Annotated in this window: 25 protein-coding genes and 2 pseudogenes; 17 read left to right on the plus strand and 10 right to left on the minus strand. The window is 41.8% G+C overall.

The window, feature by feature from the left end; all coding sequences use genetic code 11:
- The first annotated feature begins 93 nt into the window (after positions 1-93).
- The 4 genes from matP to OCW38_RS07020 all read left to right on the plus strand — a co-directional run bounded on the left by matP (position 94) and on the right by OCW38_RS07020 (position 2,658).
- Positions 94-549 (plus strand): macrodomain Ter protein MatP, encoded by a 456-nt coding sequence (matP, locus tag OCW38_RS07005; RefSeq protein WP_010440786.1) that lies wholly within the window; start codon positions 94-96, stop codon positions 547-549.
- A 21-nt stretch (positions 550-570) separates the two neighbouring features.
- The gene (locus OCW38_RS07010; RefSeq protein WP_261895577.1) at positions 571-879 is read left to right on the plus strand and encodes a DUF3634 family protein; all 309 of its coding nucleotides are present in this window, start codon (positions 571-573) and stop codon (positions 877-879) included.
- Positions 880-983: 104 nt separating this feature from the next.
- Positions 984-1,295 carry a hypothetical protein gene (locus OCW38_RS07015; protein ID WP_010440791.1) on the plus strand — a complete coding sequence of 104 codons (312 nt, stop codon included), beginning with the start codon at positions 984-986 and terminating at the stop codon, positions 1,293-1,295.
- 142 nt (positions 1,296-1,437) lie between these two features.
- A complete protein-coding gene (locus OCW38_RS07020; RefSeq protein ID WP_261895579.1) occupies positions 1,438-2,658 on the plus strand; it encodes a hypothetical protein in 1,221 nt (406 codons plus the stop codon).
- 88 nt (positions 2,659-2,746) lie between these two features.
- Here the strand turns inward: OCW38_RS07020 and OCW38_RS07025 are convergent.
- The 6 genes and pseudogenes from OCW38_RS07025 to OCW38_RS07050 all read right to left on the minus strand — a co-directional run bounded on the left by OCW38_RS07025 (position 2,747) and on the right by OCW38_RS07050 (position 9,094).
- Positions 2,747-3,361: pseudogene (locus OCW38_RS07025) on the minus strand (DUF2971 domain-containing protein).
- Positions 3,362-3,693: 332 nt separating this feature from the next.
- Entirely contained in the window at positions 3,694-4,293 is a 600-nt protein-coding gene (locus tag OCW38_RS07030) for a porin family protein (protein WP_010440796.1), read from the minus strand.
- Positions 4,294-4,518: 225 nt separating this feature from the next.
- A pseudogene (locus OCW38_RS07035) lies at positions 4,519-5,430 on the minus strand (ISNCY family transposase); the annotation flags it as partial.
- Positions 5,431-5,704: 274 nt separating this feature from the next.
- On the minus strand, positions 5,705-7,429 hold the full coding sequence (locus OCW38_RS07040; RefSeq protein ID WP_261895581.1) for an ATP-binding protein: 1,725 nt from the start codon (positions 7,427-7,429) through the stop codon (positions 5,705-5,707).
- Positions 7,429-8,613: an FIST signal transduction protein gene (locus OCW38_RS07045; RefSeq protein WP_261895583.1), complete on the minus strand. Its 1,185-nt coding sequence runs from the start codon at positions 8,611-8,613 to the stop codon at positions 7,429-7,431. Before OCW38_RS07045 ends, OCW38_RS07040 begins: the two co-directional genes overlap by 1 nt.
- Positions 8,614-8,728: 115 nt before the next feature.
- Positions 8,729-9,094 carry a hypothetical protein gene (locus OCW38_RS07050; RefSeq protein WP_016767203.1) on the minus strand — a complete coding sequence of 122 codons (366 nt, stop codon included), beginning with the start codon at positions 9,092-9,094 and terminating at the stop codon, positions 8,729-8,731.
- A gap of 252 nt (positions 9,095-9,346) precedes the next feature.
- On the opposite strand from OCW38_RS07050, the gene ccoN reads away from it, so the two are divergent.
- The 10 genes from ccoN (at position 9,347) to uspE (ending at position 18,367) form a co-directional block, all read left to right on the plus strand.
- The gene (ccoN, locus tag OCW38_RS07055) at positions 9,347-10,780 is read left to right on the plus strand and encodes a cytochrome-c oxidase, cbb3-type subunit I (RefSeq protein ID WP_008221953.1); all 1,434 of its coding nucleotides are present in this window, start codon (positions 9,347-9,349) and stop codon (positions 10,778-10,780) included.
- An 11-nt stretch (positions 10,781-10,791) separates the two neighbouring features.
- Positions 10,792-11,412, plus strand: a complete 621-nt coding sequence (gene ccoO / locus OCW38_RS07060; protein WP_016767204.1) for a cytochrome-c oxidase, cbb3-type subunit II — start codon at positions 10,792-10,794, stop codon at positions 11,410-11,412.
- Between the two features lie 9 nt (positions 11,413-11,421).
- Positions 11,422-11,598, plus strand: a complete 177-nt coding sequence (locus OCW38_RS07065) for a CcoQ/FixQ family Cbb3-type cytochrome c oxidase assembly chaperone (protein ID WP_009846708.1) — start codon at positions 11,422-11,424, stop codon at positions 11,596-11,598.
- A complete protein-coding gene (ccoP, locus tag OCW38_RS07070) occupies positions 11,598-12,572 on the plus strand; it encodes a cytochrome-c oxidase, cbb3-type subunit III (RefSeq protein WP_010440814.1) in 975 nt (324 codons plus the stop codon). Before OCW38_RS07065 ends, ccoP begins: the two co-directional genes overlap by 1 nt.
- Positions 12,573-12,657: 85 nt before the next feature.
- A complete protein-coding gene (locus tag OCW38_RS07075) occupies positions 12,658-13,137 on the plus strand; it encodes a FixH family protein (protein ID WP_010440816.1) in 480 nt (159 codons plus the stop codon).
- A 5-nt stretch (positions 13,138-13,142) separates the two neighbouring features.
- The gene (locus OCW38_RS07080) at positions 13,143-15,515 is read left to right on the plus strand and encodes a heavy metal translocating P-type ATPase (protein ID WP_261895587.1); all 2,373 of its coding nucleotides are present in this window, start codon (positions 13,143-13,145) and stop codon (positions 15,513-15,515) included.
- The gene (gene ccoS, locus OCW38_RS07085; protein ID WP_010440820.1) at positions 15,515-15,787 is read left to right on the plus strand and encodes a cbb3-type cytochrome oxidase assembly protein CcoS; all 273 of its coding nucleotides are present in this window, start codon (positions 15,515-15,517) and stop codon (positions 15,785-15,787) included. The genes OCW38_RS07080 and ccoS overlap by 1 nt, the downstream gene beginning before the upstream one ends.
- Positions 15,777-16,451 carry a sulfite exporter TauE/SafE family protein gene (locus tag OCW38_RS07090; protein WP_261895642.1) on the plus strand — a complete coding sequence of 225 codons (675 nt, stop codon included), beginning with the start codon at positions 15,777-15,779 and terminating at the stop codon, positions 16,449-16,451. Before ccoS ends, OCW38_RS07090 begins: the two co-directional genes overlap by 11 nt.
- A gap of 86 nt (positions 16,452-16,537) precedes the next feature.
- Entirely contained in the window at positions 16,538-17,284 is a 747-nt protein-coding gene (locus tag OCW38_RS07095; RefSeq protein ID WP_010440825.1) for an FNR family transcription factor, read from the plus strand.
- Positions 17,285-17,416: 132 nt separating this feature from the next.
- The gene (gene uspE / locus OCW38_RS07100) at positions 17,417-18,367 is read left to right on the plus strand and encodes a universal stress protein UspE (protein WP_010440827.1); all 951 of its coding nucleotides are present in this window, start codon (positions 17,417-17,419) and stop codon (positions 18,365-18,367) included.
- A gap of 120 nt (positions 18,368-18,487) precedes the next feature.
- Here the strand turns inward: uspE and ttcA are convergent, their stop codons facing one another.
- From ttcA to OCW38_RS07120, 4 genes are all read right to left on the minus strand, one after another.
- Positions 18,488-19,381: a tRNA 2-thiocytidine(32) synthetase TtcA gene (gene ttcA, locus OCW38_RS07105; protein WP_010440828.1), complete on the minus strand. Its 894-nt coding sequence runs from the start codon at positions 19,379-19,381 to the stop codon at positions 18,488-18,490.
- A 320-nt stretch (positions 19,382-19,701) separates the two neighbouring features.
- The gene (locus tag OCW38_RS07110) at positions 19,702-20,352 is read right to left on the minus strand and encodes a DUF2987 domain-containing protein (protein WP_261895591.1); all 651 of its coding nucleotides are present in this window, start codon (positions 20,350-20,352) and stop codon (positions 19,702-19,704) included.
- Positions 20,353-20,473: 121 nt separating this feature from the next.
- Positions 20,474-21,322 (minus strand): glucosaminidase domain-containing protein, encoded by an 849-nt coding sequence (locus OCW38_RS07115; RefSeq protein ID WP_261895592.1) that lies wholly within the window; start codon positions 21,320-21,322, stop codon positions 20,474-20,476.
- Positions 21,315-22,154 (minus strand): DUF2189 domain-containing protein, encoded by an 840-nt coding sequence (locus OCW38_RS07120; protein WP_010440834.1) that lies wholly within the window; start codon positions 22,152-22,154, stop codon positions 21,315-21,317. Before OCW38_RS07120 ends, OCW38_RS07115 begins: the two co-directional genes overlap by 8 nt.
- Before the next feature lie 330 nt (positions 22,155-22,484).
- On the opposite strand from OCW38_RS07120, the gene potA reads away from it, so the two are divergent.
- The 3 genes from potA to potC are packed head-to-tail and all read left to right on the plus strand — an operon-like array spanning position 22,485 to position 25,211.
- Entirely contained in the window at positions 22,485-23,600 is a 1,116-nt protein-coding gene (gene potA / locus OCW38_RS07125) for a spermidine/putrescine ABC transporter ATP-binding protein PotA (protein ID WP_010440836.1), read from the plus strand.
- The gene (gene potB / locus OCW38_RS07130) at positions 23,584-24,441 is read left to right on the plus strand and encodes a spermidine/putrescine ABC transporter permease PotB (RefSeq protein WP_016767210.1); all 858 of its coding nucleotides are present in this window, start codon (positions 23,584-23,586) and stop codon (positions 24,439-24,441) included. The genes potA and potB overlap by 17 nt, the downstream gene beginning before the upstream one ends.
- Complete coding sequence (potC, locus tag OCW38_RS07135) at positions 24,441-25,211, plus strand: spermidine/putrescine ABC transporter permease PotC (protein WP_016767211.1); 771 nt, start codon at positions 24,441-24,443, stop codon at positions 25,209-25,211. Before potB ends, potC begins: the two co-directional genes overlap by 1 nt.
- The last annotated feature ends 132 nt before the right edge of the window (positions 25,212-25,343 follow it).

Genomic DNA, 25,343 nt, shown 5'->3' on the forward strand with positions numbered 1-25,343 from the left:
AAGTATGATCTTGGTCTATTCTTTCAAGACAATAATTGTTAATTAGCCCGCTTTGGGTTACGCTGTCACTAGGTTTTACACTCGAGATTAGACATGAAATATCAGCAACTTGAAAACTTGGAATGTGGTTGGAAATGGAACTATTTGGTCAAGAAATGGAAAGAAGGCGAATCGATCACTTGCCATATTGATTCAAGCGAAGCTGACGTTGCTGTACAAGCCTTATTGAAGCTTGAACACCAACCTACAGGCGTTCTCGAATGGATCTCTAACAACATGTCTCCTGAGCTCGATAACAAGCTTAAACAAGCGATCAGAGCGAAGCGAAAACGCCATTTCAATGCTGAACAAGTTCACACAAAAAAGAAATCAATCGACCTTGATTACCGCGTCTGGGAAAAGTTATCTCAACGCGCGAACGAATTGGGCTGCACGTTATCGGATGCCATTGAATACCTTGTGAGCGAAGCCTCTCGTAGTGAGCAGGCTAGTAAGACAGTAACAAGCCTTAAAGAAGACTTGAGTAAACTTCTTTCTGACGACAAGTAATCATCAATAAGTGGTGACATTATGATGTATGTAATCTTAATCGGTGCAGTCTTGGTTTTTTGGTTAGTGGCAATAGATAGACCCGTATTGAAAATCAAATTCAACGACGGCGTTATTGAACAGGTTAAAGGTCATTTTCCTCCGAGTTTTAAGCATAACCTTCAAGAAATTGGTAATAACAACGCCTTTAAAGGTGAACTAAAAGTGTACGCAAAACGCTCTGGCTATAATCTTAAGTTCACTAAAGAGGTACCTAAAAATGTTCAACAACGTATTCGTAACGTGTTTCCGCACAACGGCTTCAAGTCTAGAGGTTCAAAGAAAGCGTAATTGTCGAAAATTAAGCCTCGGTTGGTGAATAGCCATACTTAGTTAGTCCTCAATTTATCTCAATTACTTGCATACTGTTCTCCAACTTAATAATTGAGACCAGTATGAAATACCTAATATTCTTTTTTTATTTCTTATCCTTACACGTACTCAGCGATGATGCATTGACTAATCCAGTAGCAAAGAAGATTAAAGCGACTGTCATCAAAGGAGTCAGCAAGAGCAATGTTGACGTAGTGGGCTATTGCGACCTGATGATTGAGATGAAGCATTTCAAAGGCTATACAAGAATCAAAAGAGTAAGAACATCGGGCGATCCTCAAATCTGTAAACAGGCCAAAAAGCATTTACCAAAAAAGAAAAAGTACAAATACAGCTTTCCTGAGAAGTTTATCCGGTTACATATCACAGAATGATAGCTATAACGCACTATAACTAGATAACCTTAATTTAATTGAAACAATTTCGTGAACCAATCTCTGATTTCCATTAATATTAGTTTTATTATAAAGGCAGAATATGCAGACGAAAAACACTTAGGGCAAAGGAAAGTCACGGTTGTTGTTAGCAAATAAAAATTACACTCCGGAAGTCATTGAGATTTCTAGAAAGGTCTCAATTAATATTGAGGCTCGCTTTAATCGATGGTTAATCTCTCCAGAGTATAAGCTTGAGCAAGCCACAGTAGACACATTACTGAGTTTAGAAAATCGATACTGTGATAGCGTCATATTCGATGAGTGTGACCGAATATCTCACAATCAACGTGTTTTGCTGCGTTGTGAGCAGGACAGAGTTAATGCACATCGAGAGAAAGTCGTCGCGAAGCAACAAACATTGCGATACGTTATCGATGATGTGAGCAATGTCGCCTCAGCTCTGATGCTGGAAAAGCTTCAAAGCACCTTAATAAGTTCTTTGTTTTCTGATCTACCAGATTACAATCAATTCGCTAGTACTGCTTATTCGCCATCCTTAAATTTTTCTAAGCTCCATGAGATATCGGCCAAAAGTAGGTCATTGAGCTCAAGCTTAATAGAGTTTGTTTCTAACCGTGAATTCACAGACAAGTACGGTAAGAAAGCAAAGGTCATTCTTGACCCCAAAGTTGCAGCACGACAGATAGGAATTGAAAATTGCCGTTTATTGTTTCCTTTACTGATGAGCCAGCAGCTTATCAAGTGGAATGATGGCAATATTAAACATATCGTCCCTAAGGTCTGGCAACATCTAGTAGTAACGTCAAACGTGACGCGACTTCGACTTCAAGAAACCTCAGTAAAAGAGCCTAATGTTGGTATCCTTCTTGGTGTGTTGAGAGTGCTGCCTTTGTTCTTAATTTGTAACCACTTTTCTTCAACGTTTGAAGATGCACTAGTGAAAACTATGTTGGGTTACCGAGATGCAAGTGACAAGCATGATGAATATTACGCTTGCACTGAAGTACTACCAAACACACAGTTTCTTGAGGCTATGGTAGAGCAATTGGAACTCAAATTATTTAAAAATCTTGTTGATTTCATTGACTGGAGCCCAAGTAACCAATTTATAAAGCGTGCGCTTCTTGAGGAAGTTAATGATATTCCTGCTCTTGAACGAACGGTTTATGGCGCAGCACTGGCTCAAGGAAGGAAGTTTTCTATATATGAGGCGTTGGATAATAGTGATTTGTTCAACGCTAAACATCGCCCGTATTGGTTCTCTACAGTGCAAATGGCAGCGGCGACGATTAGCCAGGTACAAAGCAAAGTTCCAGGCAAGTTAACGACTCATATGTAGGTGTAGAAAACCAAAAGAGCCACAATTTATGTGGCGATTATTGTTGCGGTGTAACTTTTCATAATGCCATATTCCGTGACAGTAGAGCTTAGTTCATTGCTTGGAAAGTAAATGAATTCTGCTGAGCAATAGCATGCTTGACTGGAATGCCGAGGCTTTGGCATGTCATCAGAACTTTCAGTTTCCTATCAACAGGAGCGTGTTCCGAAAGAATCACAGATCTCAAGCATTCTCTATTCAGATACAATTTATGCCCGACAATCTCTTCATTAGGCAGTACCCATCGATATTCTTGTTCGTAACGCCAATTTGCATGCTTAATCTTAAACAGTTAGGCTCCCAGTTTAGCTGTTTTCAAATGAGTCTTGAAGTCGATGATAGGAGACGAATTAAAAATGGTTGGGTCATCTTCATACTGGACTTCAAAGCAGTTGAGTTTAGCTTTGCCACGATAAAAATTAAGATCATATTCGATACACATACCTTTAAAATTATCGCCATATTGTGACCACAATATAGGGTGGTCACTGGACTGAGAAAAGCACATGACTTTGAAATCGTTTTGAAGGTTTTCGTTGAACGCATGGTTAGATTCAAAAGGGTTATTAAAGGTTTTCGCGTAATCAAACCACAGCGAGCATTCAGATATCGATTGTATATTTCTATCATTAAGGGATCTGAACTTATAAAGCTTGGGTAACATATCAAACACCTATTTTACAAAATTGCCTGATGTTAACATTTTAAATTACAATGTAAGTGCGAATGCATTGCATTTGATTGCTTAAGTGCCTTGTTTGTTCTTATAACTGATTGATAGATCAAAGTTTAAACACAAAATAGCTTCTGTTGTTAGTAGTTTTTTTTGCATTGTTTATCGTTAGCGTTGATGTATTGTGGAGAAAGATACAACGTAACGGAATAGAGTGCACAGGTAGGGTTAAAAAGCATGGATAAACTCAATTTAACGATTAACTCAAAGCCGAACTAAATGAGTTCGGCTTAATTTGTATAGTTCTTCATATTGAAGGTGGTTTAAAAGTGGTACCTTGCGCCAAGGTAAGCAGTTTGAGGTGAGACATCTATAGATTCAATTTCGACCTGTGCAAAGCGATAGCCAACATGAATGTCAATATTGTCTGTAACTATGGCGCCAAACTCACCACCAACTTGGTAACCAACTTCTGATTTAGAGTCGGAGGTTCCAAAGGCACGCGCTTCCATGTCCATAGAGCCTATACCAGCTAGAAGGGATACGTATAAATCTAATACATCACCTTTAACAATGAATTTTGGTTTTACGTTTAAGAAGAAAGCTTGTCCTTCAATATCCATTACATCACTAAAGTTCACTTTACCTATTTTTCGGTATTCAGCTTCTACTCCTAGTTTTACAACATCGTGGGTATTGAATTCATAACCTCCAACTAAATTATAACTAAGGTCGGATAGGTCAGATGAATCTTCAATTGCACTCCCGCGATATTCTAATTCAGTTTCATTATAAAAACCGATATCAACTCCAGTATAAAAGCTACCAAGATCTTTAGAAGGTTTTTCATTGTCATTAGCAAGAGCCTGAGAGCTGATACCAAAAGCGGTGAAGAAGGATAGAGCGACCATGCGGATTTTCATATTAAGCCTTTAATATAATGAGTTATTTATCTGGGGAATATGTTATCAAATACAAGCTTTTTAAATCAATGAGAATGCCCGTTAACTATCTGATTTTTAATGCTTATCATTAATAAAAACATCAATACCGTAGTTTTTTAACGGGTGAGATCAGGCAATTTAATTATGTTACGATGTAACTTATTGTCGGATGGTCATTTAGCAAATATCGTCGAGTTCTTACTTTGACTCTCGAACCTGACGATGCATGTTTTTCAGGTATTGAGCGGGCTTAGCAAAGCGATGGATAAAATCGTCGATGAAGTAGGGAAGCCAGGCGTTGGCTTGTTCGATGGTGTCGATACTTTGTAAGCGCATCTCTTTAACCAGTCGGTCTTGCAGCGTGAGGTTGGCTCGCTCAACGCGGCCTTTAGCTTGAGAGCTCTTGGCACAGATGAGTTCTATGGCCAGTTTTTTCAACACACGGCCGTATTGAGTTTGGCCAACTTGTTTGTGTTTCTCCTGGTTCACTCGAAAAATAGAGTGCTTGTCACTGTAAAATGCGATGGGTTTACCGTGCTCATTAAGGTATTCATGCGTGGTCATCATGTAGTCAAACGCGGATTCTGTCTCGCTGAATCTTAGGTTCATCAGACGGCCAGTCGCATCATCAATGAACACCAATAGGCAGCATTTGTCACAGCGGCCTTCAAACCAGTCATGATGGGATCCGCCAATTTGGATAAGTTCACCCAAGCAATCACGACGGTAACGAGGCTGATAGACCCGAGGTTTGCGTTGTGAATGTGGAAGCCACAGTCCGTCGGCGATCATCCATTGACGTAAAGTTTCGTTTGATATGGGCAAGTTGTGCAGCTCAGATAACTTTTCTTGAGTGAGTGTTGGTGAGAAGTCGCTGTAGTTTTCACGGACAAGGCTTAGCACCGAGTTTCGATAACCACTTGAATAACGATGATTGCTAGGCTTACTGCGAGCGCGATGAGCCAATCCGCTCGCACCGTATTTACGAAGTCGGTTCATCAGGCGTTGGATGTGAAGGACATTCAAGCTGAGGATCTCGGCAGCATCGGCCCGACGTATCCGTCGCTGACACACATCTTCAATTACTTTAAAACGATTGATCTCTGAATCACTCATAGTCAGCAGCATGTGTTATGTCCATAGCGTTTACCAATATCAATTAAGCCTAGTGGTGATGATCTAAAGGGACATTTTAACTTTGCGCTTACAAGCTCAGTGCGTATTATGTATATTATGTTAAATTGAGTTTAACAAGCATAGTATTAGTCTCTTTCTATAACGCCCCATCATTCCATTAGGCTTCAAATTAGGAGTCTATTTAACAGTGAGGCTATTTACCATAAAATACCTAATAAACATATTTCCTAATCTTCGATTAAGAATACGTTTATTAGATCTCAAGCATCAGTCTATCAATTGCCTCGGTGATTTCTTTGGTTCTCACTGGTTTGGTAACGAAATCATTCATACCAGCATCTAAGCAGGAATATTTATCTTCTATTGATGTGTGTGCTGTTAGCGCGACGATTGGCGTTTGAATGTTTGCGTCTCTCATACATTTGGTTGTGGTCAAGCCATCCATTACTGGCATAGAAACATCCATTAAAATAATGTCTATCGAATCATTGCCTCTTTCAACAAAGCCAATCGCTTCCTCACCGTTGCTTGCAATAAATACTTCGTGACCTTGTCGCGTTAGGATCAGTTTGATTACCATCTGATTCGTTGGGTTGTCTTCGACAACTAATACTGAATAACGGCTTCTTAGTTCTTGTGCACATTCATTCTGTTCGTCGTTTACGAGATCGTTAATTACTCTGGTAAGTATCGGCAACTGTACTTCAAATTTCGAGCCTTTGTCCGGTTCACTTTCTACAGATATACGCCCACGCATGAGTTCAACAAGTCGTTTCGTGATGGCCAAACCCAAACCGGTGCCGCCAAATCTACGAGTTATTGTGCTATCGGCCTGAATGAACGGACTAAATAATGAAGAAAGTTTCTGTGAACTGATACCAATCCCGGTGTCTTCAACTGTTATGTAGAATGAACTCTGTCGGTATTCAATAGAAACATGAACATGTCCGCGGTTAGTGAACTTAATCGCATTGCCAATTAGGTTAAAGAGAATCTGTGCCAAGCGGCTCGGGTCAATATAATGAAGTTCACCTTCAGGGATATCGCTGGTCACGGTGAGTTGAAGCCCTTTTTCGTCTGCTGCTTTTATTTGTTCAGATAAAACAAAAGTTACAGTGTCTCTAACATTGGTCCATTGAGGTGCAAGTGAGAAACATCCCGATTCTATTTTGGAAAAGTCCAATACGTCACTAATGATCGCTAATAGAAGCTCAGATGATGTGCTCATATTAAGCAGTATAGATTGTTGTTCTTCATTTAACTGTGTGGATTTTAATGCGTCAATCAATCCTATAATAGCGTTTAAAGGCGTTCTCAGTTCATGGCTCATCATAGCTAAGAATTCAGACTTTGCCTTGTTCGCTCGTTCCGCGTCTTTTCTTGCTGTAACAAGCTCTGCAGTACGTTCTCGAACAGTGGCTTCAAGCTTTTCTTTGTTCTCAATATCGAAAACAGCACGCTCTATCAGTGGTCGAAAACGGTTTAGGGTTGCTTTGGTCTCAATACTAAAGTGCTTGGTGTTGGAATGGACGAAAATAATAACAGATTGTGTCAGCCCACTATCAATACCTGTAATGAGAACTGAATTAATTTGGTCGAGAACGATGGGATGCAAAGAGTTGAATTCACCCAATGATTTGGGTTCAAAAAGGATGGCACATTCTCCGTTGATGACACGCGATAGCTTGCCACAATCAGTCCACAACATCTGTTCGAAGACTTTGTTATTGGTCAGCAGGGTTTTGAAATCACCTTCCTTCCCTACCCTTGATACCACAATAAAGTCATCAAACTTAATGTATTTTTTGAGTACATATTCCAAGCTTGAGAATATCTCTGATATGTTACTTGCCTTGCTGATCGCAGAGATAGTAGACAAGATCACTCTATTCTCTTCAGCCAGTTTACGCTCACGGGATTTTAGCTTTTGCAGTTCAATACGAGCTTCTTGCAGTGCTTCTTGACCTTCAGAACTCATTACTTTTTTAACCTATAGAAAGTTGCAGATGACACCATTAAATTTCCGTGTGCATTTTCGCCACCAGAGAGTCTTCCTTGCTCGCCAAAAGTAAATGGGCATATGTATGGCAGCCCATTAAGTGCTTGATTTATTTGATCGCAAACCTCGTCCATGTCTTGTTTCAGATGTAGCATAGGTCCTGCACAAAATATGTTGATAGCGCCTAATTTTTCCTCGAGATCCATATCATTATAGTAAGAAGAATGGATTATGTTTGCAGCTCGGCTGATTAACTGTTGCTTAGAACCTTGCATCAAATAAATAGTATCGCCCTTATTGATGTCAGTGAACAGCTCGATTCCATTGCATTCTGTTTCTCTAATTGAATGTGATAATTTGAAATATGGATAATCGTATGAAGAGCCGACTTTTCTGCCCAGTGGATAGACAGAGGATTTTTCGAAAATATATCCATCATCGCTACCGCCTAAATGGAAGTTTGTCCATTCGTTGTAAACGGTTGTGGCCGGCCGGTGGTCTATTTCCAGCAAAATTCTGTTTCTTACTTTGGTCACTATACCTGAATAACCAGTGGGAGTATGACCAGCACTGAAGGATGAGTAGATAGACTGAGAGGCAAAAATGACGGTTAGTGACAAGCCATTGATAGAGATCGATTCTTCAGTAAATATGCTCCAATTTCCAGAAACCTGGTTGTCGGCAGCGCTTCCACCAATAATAGGCACCTCAGTACCGAATTTCTTATCGATCGCTGTCATCACTTTTTCTTCATTGCCAGGCGTCGAGTGAAGCAAGATGAGGTCGGGTATTTCACCTTCTCGATTGGCGTTCTGTAGTGCTTTATCGATGGCGTTGAAGGTACTGTGCTCTATGGTTTCACCAAAGTGCTCAATACCAGTACCATAAGCGTTGATCCCTGAGTCATAGATGATAAGTACACCAATCACAGGTCCAGAATGGAACCCAGTTTCGGTCATGATACCGTGGCAGGTGGTACATCCGTGTATCGGACTGTTTGGAAGAGCATCTACTAAATAGCGCTGTACAGCGAGCGTCGAGTACTCTTCTGTGCAGTAGCAAATAAGACAAGCAATTTCCTCGGCGTTTTCGACCCCGCTGAGCAACTCATCTATCGCGATATTTTCACTTAAGGCATAAGAGACTTTTGATAGAAATTTCATAGATTTCTGGAAACTTTATTAATGCACTCTTTATAACACTTAAATGCATTGTGTTTCACTGATTTGGTACATATTTCTATCAAAAGAACCGAGGAGTAACTCAGTTTTGGCCTTATTACTCTTTTGAAAGGTTTACAGAAAACGTACTTACCTGTTGTGGAAATGTAACTGTTATTGAGGAGGTCTTAGCACTAGTTTGTAAAAGCCAATTGGTTGGGCTTTTTTCTTCTAAAATTTCGCTTCCATTATTACTAATGATAAATTTGCCAGTTTCAGATGTTTCAATTGAATACCCTAGGCTATCACCCGAAATCAAAACATTATGTTTATCAATACCAAATTCACAAGGTTTTGAAATTATACAGTTCACCGTCTTGTCGTTGTTGTATGTTACTGTTCTCCAAGTAAATGCAGCTATTAAAATAACCAACATGACGATAATTTGAACAAGCCTGCCCTTTGTTAGCTTTTGTGCCGCCATTATAATCTTTACTCCTTGTTACAAAGTTCAAAGTTTTTAAATAAAAATCCAATTCCAGACCAAGCGTAAGGTTACTACTCTGTCATTGATTTGTTAATTCAAGTATAGTGTCGCGTTGAAAATGCCACTTTTTTTTAAAATCAGCAAGTGGAAATAAAGCCCTGAATAGGCTGAATTTCCTTTTCTAATTTGGGTGGCATTACGACGTGAGTCGTGTTGGAAGTAAAGTGTAGTAAATAAGAAATTGGAAGCATGCAAATGAGCCAAGAAAAGCAGCTTGAACAAAACTACAACTATACGGTCGTCCGTCAATTTACCCTCGTTACAATTTTGTGGGGTATTGTCGGTATGGGCGTTGGTGTTTTGATTGCCGCTCAATTAGTTTGGCCACAGCTAAACTTTGATACGCCGTGGCTGACGTACAGTCGTTTACGTCCCCTGCATACTAATGCGGTTATTTTTGCGTTCGGTACAAGTGCGCTGTTTGCAACATCATATTATGTTGTACAACGTACCTGTCAGACGCGTCTCTTTGGTGGTCCTCTCGTAGCCTTTACCTTTTGGGGTTGGCAAGCGATTATCCTGTCCGCTGCAATTACTTTACCGTTAGGTTTAACCTCTGGTAAAGAATACGCAGAACTTGAATGGCCAATCGATATTGCTATTACTCTTGTGTGGGTAGCTTATGCGGTCGTGTTCTTCGGAACCATGATTAAGCGTAAGACATCGCACATTTATGTAGCTAACTGGTTCTTCGGAGCCTTCATCATCACGGTTGCCGTGTTGCACATCGTTAACAGCCTGGCAGTTCCTGTATCTGCGTTTAAATCGTACTCGATTTACTCCGGTGCGATCGATGCAATGGTGCAATGGTGGTACGGACACAATGCGGTAGGCTTCCTATTGACAGCTGGTTTCCTAGGTATGATGTATTACTTCGTCCCTAAACAAGCTGGTCGCCCTGTTTACTCTTACCGTTTGTCGATTGTTCACTTCTGGGCTCTTGTGTCATTGTATATCTGGGCTGGTCCTCACCACCTACACTACACTGCACTTCCAGACTGGACTCAATCTCTAGGTATGGTTATGTCTTTGGTACTGTTTGCTCCATCTTGGGGTGGCATGATCAACGGTATCATGACTCTATCTGGTGCGTGGCATAAGCTACGTTACGATCCGATCCTACGTTTCCTAATCGTTTCTCTATCATTCTACGGCATGTCGACTTTCGAAGGCCCTATGATGGCAATTAAAACGGTTAACGCACTATCTCACTACACGGACTGGACTATCGGTCACGTTCACTCTGGTGCGTTAGGTTGGGTTGCTATGGTTTCTATCGGTTCGGTTTACCACTTAGTTCCTAAACTATTTGGTCAAGAGCGTATGTACTCTGTATCTCTAATTAATGTTCACTTCTGGTTAGCAACGATTGGTACGGTTTTCTACATTGTTGCAATGTGGATTTCTGGTGTGATGCAAGGTCTGATGTGGCGTGCAGTTAACTCTGACGGTACATTGACTTACAGCTTTGTAGAGTCTGTAGAAGCCTCTTACCCGTTCTACTTTGTACGTTTCTTAGGTGGTTTCATCTTCCTATCTGGTATGTTCTTATTGGCATACAACACGTACAAAACTGTTTCAGCACCTAAAGATAGCCTTAAAGCTATCCCTCAACCGGCTTAAGGAGATTTAGAATGAGCTCAAATTCAAATAATCGCCATGAGTTGGTCGAGAAAAACGTTGGCTTACTAGCGATCTTGATCGTTATTGCTATCAGCTTTGGTGCTTTAGTAGAAATCACCCCTCTTATTTTCCAAAAGCAGACAACAGAACCTGTAGAAAACCTACGCGTTTACTCTGCTCTGGAAATGGAAGGTCGTGATATCTATATCCGCGAAGGTTGTAACGTATGTCACAGTCAAATGATTCGCCCTTTCCGCTCTGAAACTGAACGTTATGGTCACTACTCTGTAGCTGGCGAAAGCGTTTGGGAACACCCATTCTTATGGGGTTCTAAGCGTACAGGTCCTGATCTGGCGCGTGTTGGTGATCGTTACTCTGATGAGTGGCACCGTGTTCACCTTCTAGACCCTCGAGAACTTGTTCCTGAATCAAACATGCCTGGTTTCCCATGGCTTGCTGAGAACGTACTTGATGGCAAATTGACTAAACAGAAGCTTGAACTCTTCCGTAATCAATTTGGTGTTCCTTACACAGACGAACAAATTGCTAACGCTAAACAAGATGTTGAAGGAAAAACAGAGATGGATGCAATCATCGCTTACCTTCAATCGCTTGGCCACGCAATGAAATAAGGAATAATTATGGATATTATTACATTTCAAAGTGTTTGGACTGTTACTGTTTTTGCTTGTTTCATTGGCATCGTTTGGTGGGCATATGGCAAGAATCGTAAATCACGTTTCGACGAAGACGCGAACCTTGTGTTCGCAGACGACGAGCCGGCAACAAGTTCTAAAAATCAAGGAGTGACAAAGTAATGAGTACATTCTGGAGTATCTGGGTTAGTGCGATTACGATTGGTACCCTAATTGGTTGTGCGGTCTTACTTCGTTGGTGTTTTAAAGATAGAACAGGCGTAGAAGAAGGTCATGATATGGGCCACGAATACGATGGTATTCGCGAGCTTAATAACCCACTACCAAAATGGTGGACATACCTTTTCATCAGTACAATTGTGTTTGCAGCGGTTTACCTTGCTCTATACCCTGGCCTTGGCAACTTTAAAGGCCTACTCGGTTGGACAAGTTCAAACCAAGAAGTTCGCAGTATCGAAGAGTCTCGCTCTTCAATCGCTGCGGCTCAAGCAAACAAACAATTAGACGAGTACGCGAAAGAGCTTGATGATGCTAACACCTACTTTGGTGAAGCGTTCAAAAAGCTAGCTCACGACGAAAATGGTTTACGTTCTGTCCCTGACATTGCATCAGACTCTGACGCAATCAAAGTAGGCCAACGTTTATTCTTGCAAAACTGTTCTCAGTGTCACGGCTCTGATGCTCGTGGTCAGAAAGGTTTTCCTAACCTAACTGATGACGCATGGCTATATGGTGGTGAACCACAAGCTATCGTTACGACGATCATGCACGGTCGTGTTGGTCAAATGCCAGCGTGGAAAGACGCTCTAGGCGAGCAAGGTGTTAAAGAAGTAGTTAGCTATACTCTTAGCCTTTCTGGTCGTAGTGTTAATGTACGTGAAGCTGAAGCAGGTAAAGCACGTTTCGTCGTGTGTGCTGCATGTCACGGTACTGATGGTAAGGGTAACCCTGCAGTAGGTGCACCTGACCTAACAGACCGCGATTGGTTGTTCGGCGATTCTCGTGCTGATGTAACTGAAACAGTAATGAACGGACGTTCTGGCGTAATGCCCGCTTGGAAAGATATTCTAGGCGAAGACAAAGTTCAGCTTGTTGCATCGTACGTTTGGAGCTTAAGCAACTCGGATAATAAGTAACATTTCAATAACAGCCTCTTTCTAAGGGGCTGTCTTTCCTTTATTTTATAACCCCTTCTTTTTATTCTTTTTTGAGATATTTTTTATGGTAAAGCCTTGGTATAAACAGTTTTGGCCGTGGTTCTTAATCGCGTTGCCGGCGACAGTTGTGATTTGGACGATTATGACGGTGATTGTGTTCACTCAAAACTCTGTCGATTTAGTGACTGAGGATTACTATAAAAAAGGAAAAGGCATTAACGTCGATATTTCAAAAGTAAATATTGCAAAGGAACTCGGCCTATCAGCTACCGTTAACGAGAAAGGTAACTCAGTTGTCATTACTCTCGACAAAGGTAAGCTTGACCACTTCCCTGCTATTAACGCTATGTTCGTGCACAGAACATTGCCTGACCGCGATTTCACGCAGCTTCTTACTGCTGATGCGAAGGGTAACTATACGCTGACTCTAGACCACGAAATGCAAGGTCCATGGTTTATTGAACTATCTCCGCATGACTCTGAATGGTTGGTGCAAGGCCGCATGAACTTTCCTATTGATACACCTACTCAACTAACGAATTAAAGCTTATGTGTGAATCCTGTTATCACTGCGGTGATGATGTACCAGCGGAAACGGATTTTGAAGTTGAGATTCTAGGATCGGCTCGTAAGATGTGTTGTCCGGGCTGCGAGACCGTAGCTCAGACCATCGTTGATAGCGGTTTGGTTTCTTATTATCAATACCGCACCGCTCCAGCTGAGAAAGCTGATCTCGTGCCAGAGCAACTTCTAGCACTCAGTCATTATGATAATGAAGATGTTCAATTAGAGTTCGTTCGTAACTCAGAAAACACCTCAGAAGTGACACTGTCACTTGATGGTGTGTCTTGTGCTGCCTGTGCATGGCTGATTGAGAAGCAAGTATCCTCAAAACATGGTGTTGGCAGTATTCGTGTAAATACAACCACTAATCGTGCTTTGCTTAGCTGGGATAATACGCAAGTGAAACTTAGCGAGTTGTTATCGGCAATACATACACTAGGTTACAAAGCTGCACCTTTTGAAGCCGATCAACAAGAAGCCGCCTATCATCGCTCGATGAAAAACTATCTCTATCGTCTTGGTGTTGCTGGTTTGGCGACCATGCAAGTCATGATGCTGGCTGTGGCACTTTATCTTGAAGTGTTTGGTAGCTTGGAACCTGAATTCAAAAGTTACTTCCGCTGGGTTAGTTTGATCTTTGCAACGCCTGTACTGCTCTATTCTGCGTTACCTTTCTATGTCAATGCTTGGCGCAGTATTAAAGGCCGAACACTGGGTATGGATGTTCCGGTGTCGATCGCTTTGCTATTTGCCTACATCGCGAGTTTAGTGGCAACGGTAACCGAGCAAGGTGAAGTATTCTTCGAATCGATTTCGATGTTCACCTTCTTTTTATTGCTTGGCCGTTTCCTTGAAATGCGAGCACGCCGAAAAGCTGCGGCTGCGAGCGGAAACCTACTAAAGCTAGTTCCTGCTATGGCGACAACGCTAGACGGTGAACAAGTTCCGGTTAAAACTTTGAAGGTTGGCGATCAAATTCGCGTTCTACCGGGTGAACATATTCCCGCAGATGGCAAAGTATTGTCTGGCAGAATTCATATCGATGAATCCATGCTGACAGGCGAATCTATCCATGTGTTTAAGAATGAGGGTGATACGGTCTTCGCTGGTACATTGAATGGCGATGAATCGTTTGAATTGGAAGTGATGACGTCAAAAGCGGACTCAGTGATTTCCAATATAGTTCGCCTTCAAGATGAAGCTCAACTTTCTAAACCTAGAATTGCTGAAATTGCCGATGTAGTGGCTAGATACTTTGTGGCGGTAATTTTAATTATCTCATTCGGTACCTGGTTTTACTGGCACCAAACACGTCCAGAAGATGCTTTCTGGATCATGCTTTCAGTTTTAGTAGCGACGTGCCCTTGTGCTCTCTCTCTTGCGACACCTACAGCGATTACGTGTTCAACTTCCCGCATGGGTAACTTCGGTATTTTGCTGCGCAAAGGCCACGTATTTGAAACGCTTTGCAAAGTGAATCACTTGATCATTGATAAGACGGGAACCTTAACTGAAGGTGATATTCGTATCAGCCAAGTTGAAACTTTTGCAAATCTCGATAAAGACACTTGTTTACAAATAGCAGCTAGTCTCGAACAACACGCTAACCACCCTATTGCCAAAGCGTTCAAAGCCTTCATTGCAGATGATGTTGAAGTTGAATCTGTTAACAACGTGATTGGCTCAGGCATCACTGGTGAATGGAACGGACAAAAAGTTGCGATTGGCAGTAGCGAGTTTATTCTAGGTGAATCTCAACCATCTAAAAGCAATGGTATTTATTTGTCGATGACAGGTCGTCATATCGCAACGTTTACTTATGAAGACCCAATTCGTAAAGAAAGTATTGAGTTTATAAAAAAGTTCAAAGAAGCAGGTATCAAAACTACGTTGCTTACTGGGGATTCTTTGATTAACGCGAAACCTGTTGCGGAAGAAATTGGTATTGCCGATATTGTTGCTAACGCGAAACCAGAAGATAAGCTTGCTTACCTCAACTCTAGAGACGCAAGCGACATCACAATGATGGTTGGCGATGGCATTAATGATGCGCCTATCCTTGCTGGCGCCCACCTATCCGTTGCGATGGGTGGCGGTACGGATGTAGCGAAAGCCTCGGCTGACATGGTGCTCTTAGGTGATAAACTCGATAGATTACTTAAGTCGCGTACATTGGCACTAAAAACGCGTAAGATAATCCGTGAAAACTTAGCGTGGTCATTGGGATACAACTTACTTATCCTTCCACTGGCTGTCGCAGGTTTGGTTGCTCCATACATTGCCGTTGTTGGCATGTCTGCTAGCTCTATTATTGTTGTGTCTAACTCGTTAAGGCTTTTAAAAGAGCAAGGTAAATAATGGAAAGTTTATATATCCTCATTCCAATCGCGATCGTGCTTGTTTGTATCGCTGTCGGAATCTTTCTATGGGCCGTTAAAAGTGAGCAGTTTGAAGACCTTGAACGCCAAGGCCACAATATTCTTTTTGATGAAGACAGCCATGCTCACAATAACTCCGACAGCAAACCTGTTGTGAAAAGAAAAGCCGAAGTGATTACTCTTACCTCTGAGGAAAATCACGTTGACTTAGAAATCCAAACAGACTTAGAAAAAAAGAATGATGACGCCTGATTGGATCGGAGCCTTTCTTGTTGGGTTGATCGGTGCAGGCCATTGCATGGGAATGTGTGGTGGTATTGCTTCGCTTCTATCGATTGGCAACGCTAAACCTTCTCCTTTCATTCCCCTACTTTACAACCTCGGCCGTTTATCAAGTTATGCCGTTATTGGCGGTCTGATTGGTGGTGCCATTTCTTCTATTGGACAGTTGAGCGATTTCAATACCTTGTTAGCTTGGCTTCGCCTGTTTGCTGCGGTGTTCATGATCATCTTGGGACTATATATTGGTAAGTGGTGGTTTGGTTTGCTGTTCTTTGAAAAAGTTGGGCAAAAACTATGGCGCTATATATCTCCTCTTGGGAAATCATTTTTGCCGCTAAAACACCCTAGTCATGCGTTGCCGTTTGGCTTCATTTGGGGTTGGTTACCATGTGGCCTTGTTTACTCAATGCTTACGTGGGCTGCGGTATCAGGAAGTTGGTATAACGGAGCGGGACTTATGCTCGCATTTGGCTTAGGCACTCTTCCTGCCATGTTAACGGTGGGAATGGGCGCTAGTTTTCTCAAGAAACTGCAACAAGCTGACTTATTTCGCCAACTAGGCGCAATTTTAATCCTCATTTATGGCATCTATAGCGGATATATGGCGCTACAGCTCATTATTTATACCGTATAGAGCTTCCTTTAATCCAGTTTTTTTACTACCCAACCGGGTGAAGGAATGCTAAAATATTGACGTATATCAAATAGTGAAAGATTGTTATGATTTCTGAAAAGCCTGTGACGAAACGAGTTCAGTCTGGTGGCTGTGCAATCCACTGCCAGGATTGTAGTATTAGCCAGCTCTGTATCCCATTTACTTTGAATGAATCTGAACTCGATCAACTTGATCAGATCATTGAGAGAAAGAAACCTATTCAAAAAGGCCAAGAGCTATTTAAAGCCGGCGACGAGCTTAAATCTCTATACGCTATTCGCTCTGGAACGATCAAGAGCTACACGATTACCGAACAAGGTGATGAGCAGATTACTGCATTCCACCTAGCGGGCGATCTTGTTGGCTTTGACGCGATTACGGGTGATGTACACCCTAGTTTCGCTCAAGCACTAGAAACTTCTATGGTATGTGAAATTCCATATGAGATTCTTGATGACTTGTCAGGGAAAATGCCTAAATTGCGTCAGCAAATTATGCGCTTGATGAGTAATGAAATTAAAGGTGACCAAGAAATGATTCTGCTTCTTTCTAAGAAGAACGCGGAAGAACGTCTTGCAGCATTCCTTTACAACCTTTCTACACGCTTCTCTCAACGTGGTTTCAGCCCTAGAGAGTTCCGCTTAACGATGACTCGTGGCGACATTGGTAACTACTTAGGTCTAACTGTCGAGACAATTAGCCGTCTTTTAGGTCGTTTCCAAAAAGCAGACATCTTGAGCGTTAAAGGCAAATACATCACTATCGAAGATCACGATGCGCTGATGGAACTTGCTGGCGTTTCAAAAGAATAGTCTAGATATCAATGATGTAGTTCAATAATGAGCTACATCATGTTTCTCTCTTAAAACCTCTTATATTTCTCTTAATCTCCCCATAACTACGCTACATTATTTATATGTTCGGTCTAAAAAGTAGGCTTAGTTATGAGTATCTATAACAAAATTCTAGTTGTCGCAGACATTAATCACGATGAGCAACCTGCTCTGGTTCGTGCTATCCAACTCGCCAAGAAAAGCACTTCAACGAGTCGTATCACTTTCTTTTTGTCTATCTATGATTTCTCATATGAGATGACATCGATGCTTTCTGTCGACGAAAGAGACGCAATGCGCAAAGGTGTCATTCATCAGCGTGAAATCTGGATGAATAAAGTCGCAGAACCTTACCTTGATGATGCTATCGAATTCAACGTTCAAGTGGTCTGGCATAATCGCCCTTATGAGGCCATCATTGCAGAAATCTACAGTGGTGAGCACGATATTTTGATCAAAGGCACGCGTAAGCACGATACCTTAGAATCCGTGATCTTCACTCCAACGGATTGGCATCTATTGCGAAAATGCCCTAGCCCAGTGCTACTGGTTAAGAATGAGTTCTGGCCAGAGCATGCGAAGATTTTTGCTTCCGTTCACGTAGGTTCTGAAACTGAAGCTCACTTAGAGCTTAATGATACAATGGTCGACCGATTACTTGAGATCACTGGTCGTTTGGATGCTGAACCGTTCTTGGTTAACGCCTACCCGGTCACACCAGCGAATATCACAATCGAATTGCCCGAGTTTGACCCAACCTCTTATACTGATGCAGTTCGTGGCCATCACTTAACCGCGATGAAAGCACTACGCCAGAAACACGGTATGTGTGAAGAGCAAACCGTGGTTGAGCAAGGCTTGCCTGAAGATGTTATCCCACGTGTTGCGTCTGAAAACAGCGCTGCGATGGTTATTCTTGGTACAACTGGCCGTACTGGCTTGTCTGCTGTGTTTATCGGTAACACCGCGGAACATGTTATCGACAAGATTAACTGTGACGTGTTGGCTCTTAAACCGTCAGGTTACGTGAGCCCACTAGACCCTAACCTTTCGAAAGGTTAAGTCAGCGGCAAATTTAACTTATAAAAAACGCCTCAAGCATTGCTTGAGGCGTTTTTGTTTATCTAGAGCTGTGCCATTCCAAATACGAATGGTTAACATCGTCTTTATCGACTCAAATGGCTAAACATTTGTTACGTCGATGAACATAGACTCATCAATGTTTGAAGATGAAATTTCAGCTTCTTCGAATTCGTACGCTTTACGGTCTTCACTACGGTCTAGTGGAAGATTCACGAAGTCAAACAACTCGCGGTCAGCTAGTTGGCTTGGGCTTACGTTTTGAATTGACTTGAAGATCTTCTCAACACGACCTGGCGTTTTAGTATCCCAATCAATTAGCATTGCTTTAATATTCTGACGCTGTAGGTTCTCTTGAGAGCCACACAGGTTACAAGGAATAATCGGAAACTCTTTGTGCTCAGCGTATTGGATTAGGTCCGTTTCACGGCAGTAAGTCAGTGGACGAATAACAACGTTACGTCCATCATCTGAACGAAGCTTTGGTGGCATAGCCTTTAAGCGTGCACCGTGGAACATATTCAGGAACATGGTCTCAACGATGTCGTCCAGGTGGTGACCTAGTGCGATCTTAGTTGCGCCAATCTTTTCTGCGAACGAGTACAAAGTACCACGACGAAGACGAGAACATAGGCCACACGTTGTTTTGCCTTCTGGCACTTTCTCTTTAACCACTGAATACGTATCTTTATCTACGATGTAGTAAGGAATGTTCAGCGTTTCAAAGTACTCAGGAAGAATGTGTTCAGGGAACCCAGGTTGTTTTTGATCTAGGTTTACTGCCACAACATCAAATTTGATAGGTGCTGCTTCACGTAAACGTAGCAAAATGTCTAGCATCGCAAATGAATCTTTACCACCACTAATACATGCCATTACCACGTCATTCTCTTCGATCATGTTGTAGTCGATGATGGCATTTCCAACATTTCTTCTCAGACGTTTCTGAAGTTTGTTGAATTCAAGTGTTTCTTTTCTATTATCGTTTTGGTTCATTGCGACTCTCACACCGTCGTATTACCGACTGTAGATTGCTAGTGGGACTGTTTTAGGGCGTGGATTATACGGATTTTTATTTCATGTTGAAATAGTAACGGTAGGATAAACAAGCTGAGTAATAGAAAGTTTCTGCTTTTATTATTCGATAAGCTCCCTAAACGGCTAGAGAAACGCGTCTAGGCCAGATTTAGGTTTGTATTGCTGATAAAGAAAAGCAGCCTGCTCTAATTCGACGGGGCTGCTTAAGGGTATGTCATGAAAGCTTAGGGGAAGGATTCTGCTAACGCTTACCCCATTAACAAAGATTCCGTTTAAAATTATTGCGCGGGAATGTACGGCAATACGCGAACCGTTGGCTCTGGCAACGTGATTCTGTCACTACCGTTCAGCTCTTCTAAAGTGAATTTAGCACGCCCTTGTGTGATTGGGATTTGCTTACCGTTAGACAGCGCGATGTTGCCTTCAAGCTTGTTATCAAATTCCAAGGTTAACCCTTCAACATCTGGCGTGAACCAACTAGAGAACATGCCGCTGACGTCTTCTAACATCGCTTGCATCTGTGGTAACAGGCTTTCCAGTAGTGCAACCTCAACTGTTCCAGCCAAAGGTTCTTGAGTCATTACAACCAAAGAATACGCACACTCTTGCTCTTGAGTTTGAACAAAGATAAGCGGGTTTGCTGAACGAAGGTTTTGATCTACAGGTAAAAGTAATTCATGTGTTGGAGATACTTTTAGCTCTTCGTAGTGCTCTTCTTTTTCCATCCACGCTTTGCTGATGTGGCAAATTGTTTGAGCTTGTTGATCAACAAAGAAGACCGCAACTTTGACGTCATCGTGCCCTTCTTTGGTATTGTTCTTAAGTTGTGTGTAGAGCTTAGAATACGTGAACATGTACTCTTGCGCTGCAGCGGGTAAAGAGACCCCAAGGCTTAATGAGGCTAATAAAGCGAGTGCTGTCTTTTTCATTATTATAATCTTGTTAAAGTTGAGCGTTTATAAATAGAAAGAGCAGCCATAAGCTGCTCTTTATGTAATGCCGATTGGTCATAACCTACTATGAAAGGCAACCAACTGATATCAAATCGAGTTACTTTTTCCAGTATACCGCGTTATGACGGATCATAGCTTGTAAATCAGTCACATAGTCTGAACCTCGCTCAGAATATTTTAACAAGCCATTGGTGAGCTCTGTCGCTGTCTCGGTTGTTAAAATATCATCACCTTGCGCAGCAAGTTTTGCACGAATCGCTCTTAGAGCTGCGTAAGCACGATTGCGATTAAGGTTCATGAAGTAACGGTGCACGGATTCTTGGCTTGAAGAGAATGTGGCGACTTCATGCGAGCTACCTTCGCTACGTTGTAGCGGAACAAGGCCACAACCCTTGGTATAACACCAGTGTCCGAAATAGTTGTTTGCTTTGGTGGCAAAACGCGATGTTCCCCAAGCCGATTCATTAGCAGCCTGTGTGAGCACAAGCGCTTCTGGCAGTACGTTTACGCGGTTCAGCATTTCAGTTAGCCAAGATTGATCTAAACCTGAAGATGGCACTGGTAAACTGTACAATTTCCCTAGCCTTTTTGCATACGACGTACCTTCAGCGTCAATATTGCTCAAACCTGACTCTGAAATCTTGGTCAAAAATACACGCTCTTTCGTAATACGTTTATTTTCAATATTGATGCTTGGACGTAAGAACGAAAAGAAAGTGTCTTTTTTCTCGTTTACATCTTCGATAGCAGCAAAATCAGGTGCGCTTGAAGAAACCGACAAGTCACCAAATTGATTGATTGAATTAGAACTTTGCTCTGTTGTGCGTCGACGCTCTTCTTCTTGGTAAATGTATGGGCCAACTAATGAGATAGAACCAACGATCGCCAGTGCGGTTACTTTCAACGCCAGAGATTTTCCAACGCCTGCTTGAGCATTATTACGCATCGAACACCTGTGGATTTTTGTTGTTATCGTCGCTGTTACTGTTGTTGCCATCATTGTTACTGTCGTCATCGTTACTTGGACGATCTGACGCAATAAGCTTCAACTTGATGCCAAACATTTCACGATAAAGAATACCTTTCACGTGGAAAAAGAATGGAAGTACGAAGATCAAACCAATGCCGTACATCATCGCTGCAACAATAAACATCAACATCACCATTAAATAAATAGACGCAACGGTGAAGATTTTCTTATTTACTGCTCGTAGAGAAAGCAATAAAGATTGCATAGGAGGCACTTTCTTATCACAAATCAACAGAATTGAATGGCTGAAAGCTAATGAGAAGTAGATAGAAAGAAACGGTAATAGCATACCTGCGATACCTTGCAACATTAGGCTGAACAAGGTCACTAAGATGACAGGCACAGTAAATTGCAAACCTTTACCAATATGACGCGTTTTGGTTCGCAAGCCTGCCGCATGGCTCATTGCCATTAGGCTGATGCCTGCGTAAATAGGTGCACTCACTACTTCATAGCTAAAGTTAGCAATGAAAATAGATTCAACAATCTGTGGTGTAAACGCTTCTGGGTCGATAACGGCATCTAGGATGATGGCAGGATCACCCAGTTGTAATTTCAATGCTATATAGAAAATAGCCAGTTGCACGAACATAAGAGCAACAATCGCAGGAGAAAACGAAAGAAAGTGACTAACGGTATGCTTCCAAGCTTCTTGGAATACAGCTGTTGCTTTAAGCTCATAATCCCCTGAAAGAGCACGGTTGATATTACCGCCTAAATTAAAATCTTTTTCGATGTCGTTGTTCATAATGATACCTAGGTGTGCTTACTTTATCGAAGCTACCTAACTTATTGATAAAAAATTGGCTTCATTATACTCATATGTCGAATACAAACTAAAATATGAATCTGTAACAAGCCTTGCTTTTATGCCTTAATGGTTAATAATTAGACACTTATTGGGATGTAAACCTTGTAAATTACAGTATGGTAAAGGATGTTTACTTTTACCTGCGAAATTTTTTGTCTTCTAATAACAAAAAAGGCTTTGAATTCACGTTTTTGGTGATTATGATGCGCGCCTTAAAAGTGTATAGCAACAGGTCTCAAAAAGAACCAAGGTGGAGAAAAACAGACGTTGAACGCTAAAAAATCAGTAGGAAAGCCAGTCGTACAGCTTACTGGCATTAGTAAAAGTTTCGATGGCAAAGAAGTCATCGGCAATCTTGATCTAAATGTAAATCATGGTGAGTTTCTCACGATCTTAGGCCCATCAGGTTGTGGTAAAACAACCGTACTAAGAATGATTGCGGGTTTTGAAACGGCAGATAGTGGTCAAATACTATTAGCTGATCAGAATGTAACACAAGTTCCTGCTGAACAAAGGCATGTTAACACTGTATTCCAAAGCTATGCCCTATTCCCACATATGACCGTTTTCGACAATGTGGCGTTTGGCTTACGCATGCAGAAAGTTCCAAGTACCGAGATTGAACCTCGCGTAATGGACGCTTTGAAAATGGTGCGCTTAGAACAAATGGCACAACGAAAGCCACACCAGTTATCTGGTGGTCAACAGCAACGTATCGCAATCGCTCGTGCTGTCGTTAATAAGCCTAAAGTTCTTTTACTGGACGAATCTCTTTCTGCTCTTGATTACAAACTTCGTAAACAAATGCAGATCGAACTTAAGCAACTGCAACGCCAACTTGGTATCACGTTTATTTTTGTAACACATGACCAAGAAGAAGCGTTGTCCATGTCAGACCGTATTATAGTTATGCGTGATGGTGTGATTGAACAAGATGGAACACCAAGAGAAATTTACGAAGAGCCTAAGAACTTATTTGTTGCTCGTTTCATTGGTGAAATTAACGTATTCGAAGCGACAGCGAAATCTCGTCAAGATGAAAAACGCATTGTTGCGACAATCGAAGGTGAAGAATCCATTATCTATCACGATAAAGACGTAACACCGGGCCAAAAACTGCAAGTATTGCTTCGCCCTGAAGATCTTCGTATCGAAGAAATCAAAGAGTCGGAGCAACGCGGTATTGTTGGCCACATTGTCGAGCGAACCTATAAAGGAATGACACTAGATTCAGTGGTAGAACTTGAATCTGGTATGCGTGTCATGGTTAGCGAATTCTTCAACGAAGATGACCCTGATGTTGATCACTCACTGGGCCAAAAAGTTGCAGTAACTTGGGTTGAGAGCTGGGAAGTGGTACTAGAAGATGAGCAAGAAGTTTAATTTACAAAGCGCGATTGTTGCTTTAATTACAGGGTGGCTGGTTTTGTTCGTGATGATTCCAAACATCATGATCATCGGGACGAGCTTTTTAACTCGTGATGAAGCAAACTTGATCGAGATGACTTTCACTCTCGATAACTACTTGCGTTTGGCTGACCCGCTGTATTTTAAAGTGTTAATGCACTCTTTCTATATGGCAATTGTCGCAACCCTACTTTGTTTAATTGTTGGTTACCCGTTCGCTTACATCGTGGCAAAAATGCCTGTGAAGTGGCGTCCGATCATGTTGTTCCTAGTGATAGTGCCATTCTGGACTAACTCTTTGATTCGTACATACGGATTGAAGATTGTACTGGGTACGCAAGGTGTCTTAAACAAAGGCTTGTTAGCGTTAGACATTATCGATAAGCCGCTACGTATCATGTACTCAGAAACAGCAGTAATGATCGGTTTGGTGTATATCCTACTTCCGTTTATGATTCTGCCGTTGTATTCAGCGATTGAAAAACTGGATGATACGTATTTAGAAGCCGCGAAAGATTTAGGCGCGAACAAACTGCAAACGCTATTGAAAGTGGTACTTCCTTTGACAATGCCAGGCATCATCGGTGGTTGTTTATTAGTACTTCTTCCTGCGTTAGGCATGTTCTACATCTCTGACCTATTAGGCGGAGCTAAAAACCTATTGATTGGTAATGTGATTAAGAGCCAGGTGCTCAACGCTCGAGACTGGCCGTTTGGCGCAGCGACGAGTATCGCACTGACCATGGCAATGGCTGTGATGCTGTATGCCTACTACCGAGCAGGTAAGCTATTGAACAAGAAAGTGGAGCTAGACTAATGGGTCGCACAGTTAAGTTCAGCTTTATGGCGCTGGTATACGCCTTTCTATACCTACCTATTGTCGTATTGATTGCTAACTCGTTTAATGCCAATAAGTTTGGTATGAAATGGGGTGGTTTCACGACTAAATGGTATGACGCGCTTATTAACAACGACAGCCTAATGCAGGCAGCATGGCACTCGATCAACGTAGCGGTATTCTCAGCAACAGCTGCCACAATTGTAGGGAGCCTAACTGCGGTTGCCCTATTCCGTTACCAGTTTAAAGGTAAAGGCATCGTCAATGGCATGTTGTTCATCGTGATGATGTCACCAGATATCGTAATGGCGATTTCGCTTCTTGCGCTATTCTTGGTAATGGGTGCACAACTTGGGTTCTTTACCCTGCTTGCAGCACATATTACTTTCTGTCTGCCGTTTGTTGTTGTAACGGTCTACAGTCGCTTGAATGGCTTTGATGTGAAGATGCTAGAAGCCGCAAAAGACTTAGGGGCAAGCGAGTGGACGATTCTAAAACAGATCATCCTTCCACTTGCTAAGCCAGCGGTTGCTGCGGGTTGGTTATTGAGCTTCACTCTGTCTTTGGACGATGTGATCATAAGCTCTTTCGTAACTGGCCCAACCTATGAAATATTACCACTGAAGATTTACTCAATGGTTAAAGTGGGTATCTCTCCTGAGGTCAACGCCCTAGCAACAGTGATGTTAGTGGTGTCGTTAGTACTGGTGATTATTTCCCAGTTGTTAGCAAGAGAGAAAATCAAGTAAGTCTCCTACTCTATACAAAGGCTGACTTGATAAGAAGTTAAGATACTTGAAGTTTAACAAAAGTGTTATTCATAAACAGAATGGTAAATTGCCATTCTGTTTTTCTATCTACTGCCTTCGGGCAACGTTTAG

The sequence above is a fragment of the Vibrio cyclitrophicus genome, assembly GCF_024347435.1.
Taxonomy (GTDB): Bacteria; Pseudomonadota; Gammaproteobacteria; order Enterobacterales; family Vibrionaceae; genus Vibrio; species Vibrio cyclitrophicus.

What these genes read in the sequence shown, in the direction of transcription:
- matP (WP_010440786.1), top strand. Translation starts at nt 94, where the DNA reads ATGAAATATCAGCAACTTGAAAACTTGGAATGTGGTTGGAAATGGAAC.
- OCW38_RS07010 (WP_261895577.1), top strand. Translation starts at nt 571, where the DNA reads ATGATGTATGTAATCTTAATCGGTGCAGTCTTGGTTTTTTGGTTAGTG.
- OCW38_RS07015 (WP_010440791.1), top strand. Translation starts at nt 984, where the DNA reads ATGAAATACCTAATATTCTTTTTTTATTTCTTATCCTTACACGTACTC.
- OCW38_RS07030 (WP_010440796.1), bottom strand. Translation starts at nt 4,293, where the DNA reads ATGAAAATCCGCATGGTCGCTCTATCCTTCTTCACCGCTTTTGGTATC.
- OCW38_RS07040 (WP_261895581.1), bottom strand. Translation starts at nt 7,429, where the DNA reads ATGAGTTCTGAAGGTCAAGAAGCACTGCAAGAAGCTCGTATTGAACTG.
- OCW38_RS07045 (WP_261895583.1), bottom strand. Translation starts at nt 8,613, where the DNA reads ATGAAATTTCTATCAAAAGTCTCTTATGCCTTAAGTGAAAATATCGCG.
- OCW38_RS07050 (WP_016767203.1), bottom strand. Translation starts at nt 9,094, where the DNA reads ATGGCGGCACAAAAGCTAACAAAGGGCAGGCTTGTTCAAATTATCGTC.
- ccoN (WP_008221953.1), top strand. Translation starts at nt 9,347, where the DNA reads ATGCAAATGAGCCAAGAAAAGCAGCTTGAACAAAACTACAACTATACG.
- ccoO (WP_016767204.1), top strand. Translation starts at nt 10,792, where the DNA reads ATGAGCTCAAATTCAAATAATCGCCATGAGTTGGTCGAGAAAAACGTT.
- OCW38_RS07065 (WP_009846708.1), top strand. Translation starts at nt 11,422, where the DNA reads ATGGATATTATTACATTTCAAAGTGTTTGGACTGTTACTGTTTTTGCT.
- ccoP (WP_010440814.1), top strand. Translation starts at nt 11,598, where the DNA reads ATGAGTACATTCTGGAGTATCTGGGTTAGTGCGATTACGATTGGTACC.
- OCW38_RS07075 (WP_010440816.1), top strand. Translation starts at nt 12,658, where the DNA reads ATGGTAAAGCCTTGGTATAAACAGTTTTGGCCGTGGTTCTTAATCGCG.
- OCW38_RS07080 (WP_261895587.1), top strand. Translation starts at nt 13,143, where the DNA reads ATGTGTGAATCCTGTTATCACTGCGGTGATGATGTACCAGCGGAAACG.
- ccoS (WP_010440820.1), top strand. Translation starts at nt 15,515, where the DNA reads ATGGAAAGTTTATATATCCTCATTCCAATCGCGATCGTGCTTGTTTGT.
- OCW38_RS07090 (WP_261895642.1), top strand. Translation starts at nt 15,777, where the DNA reads ATGACGCCTGATTGGATCGGAGCCTTTCTTGTTGGGTTGATCGGTGCA.
- OCW38_RS07095 (WP_010440825.1), top strand. Translation starts at nt 16,538, where the DNA reads ATGATTTCTGAAAAGCCTGTGACGAAACGAGTTCAGTCTGGTGGCTGT.
- uspE (WP_010440827.1), top strand. Translation starts at nt 17,417, where the DNA reads ATGAGTATCTATAACAAAATTCTAGTTGTCGCAGACATTAATCACGAT.
- ttcA (WP_010440828.1), bottom strand. Translation starts at nt 19,381, where the DNA reads ATGAACCAAAACGATAATAGAAAAGAAACACTTGAATTCAACAAACTT.
- OCW38_RS07110 (WP_261895591.1), bottom strand. Translation starts at nt 20,352, where the DNA reads ATGAAAAAGACAGCACTCGCTTTATTAGCCTCATTAAGCCTTGGGGTC.
- OCW38_RS07115 (WP_261895592.1), bottom strand. Translation starts at nt 21,322, where the DNA reads ATGCGTAATAATGCTCAAGCAGGCGTTGGAAAATCTCTGGCGTTGAAA.
- OCW38_RS07120 (WP_010440834.1), bottom strand. Translation starts at nt 22,154, where the DNA reads ATGAACAACGACATCGAAAAAGATTTTAATTTAGGCGGTAATATCAAC.
- potB (WP_016767210.1), top strand. Translation starts at nt 23,584, where the DNA reads ATGAGCAAGAAGTTTAATTTACAAAGCGCGATTGTTGCTTTAATTACA.
- potC (WP_016767211.1), top strand. Translation starts at nt 24,441, where the DNA reads ATGGGTCGCACAGTTAAGTTCAGCTTTATGGCGCTGGTATACGCCTTT.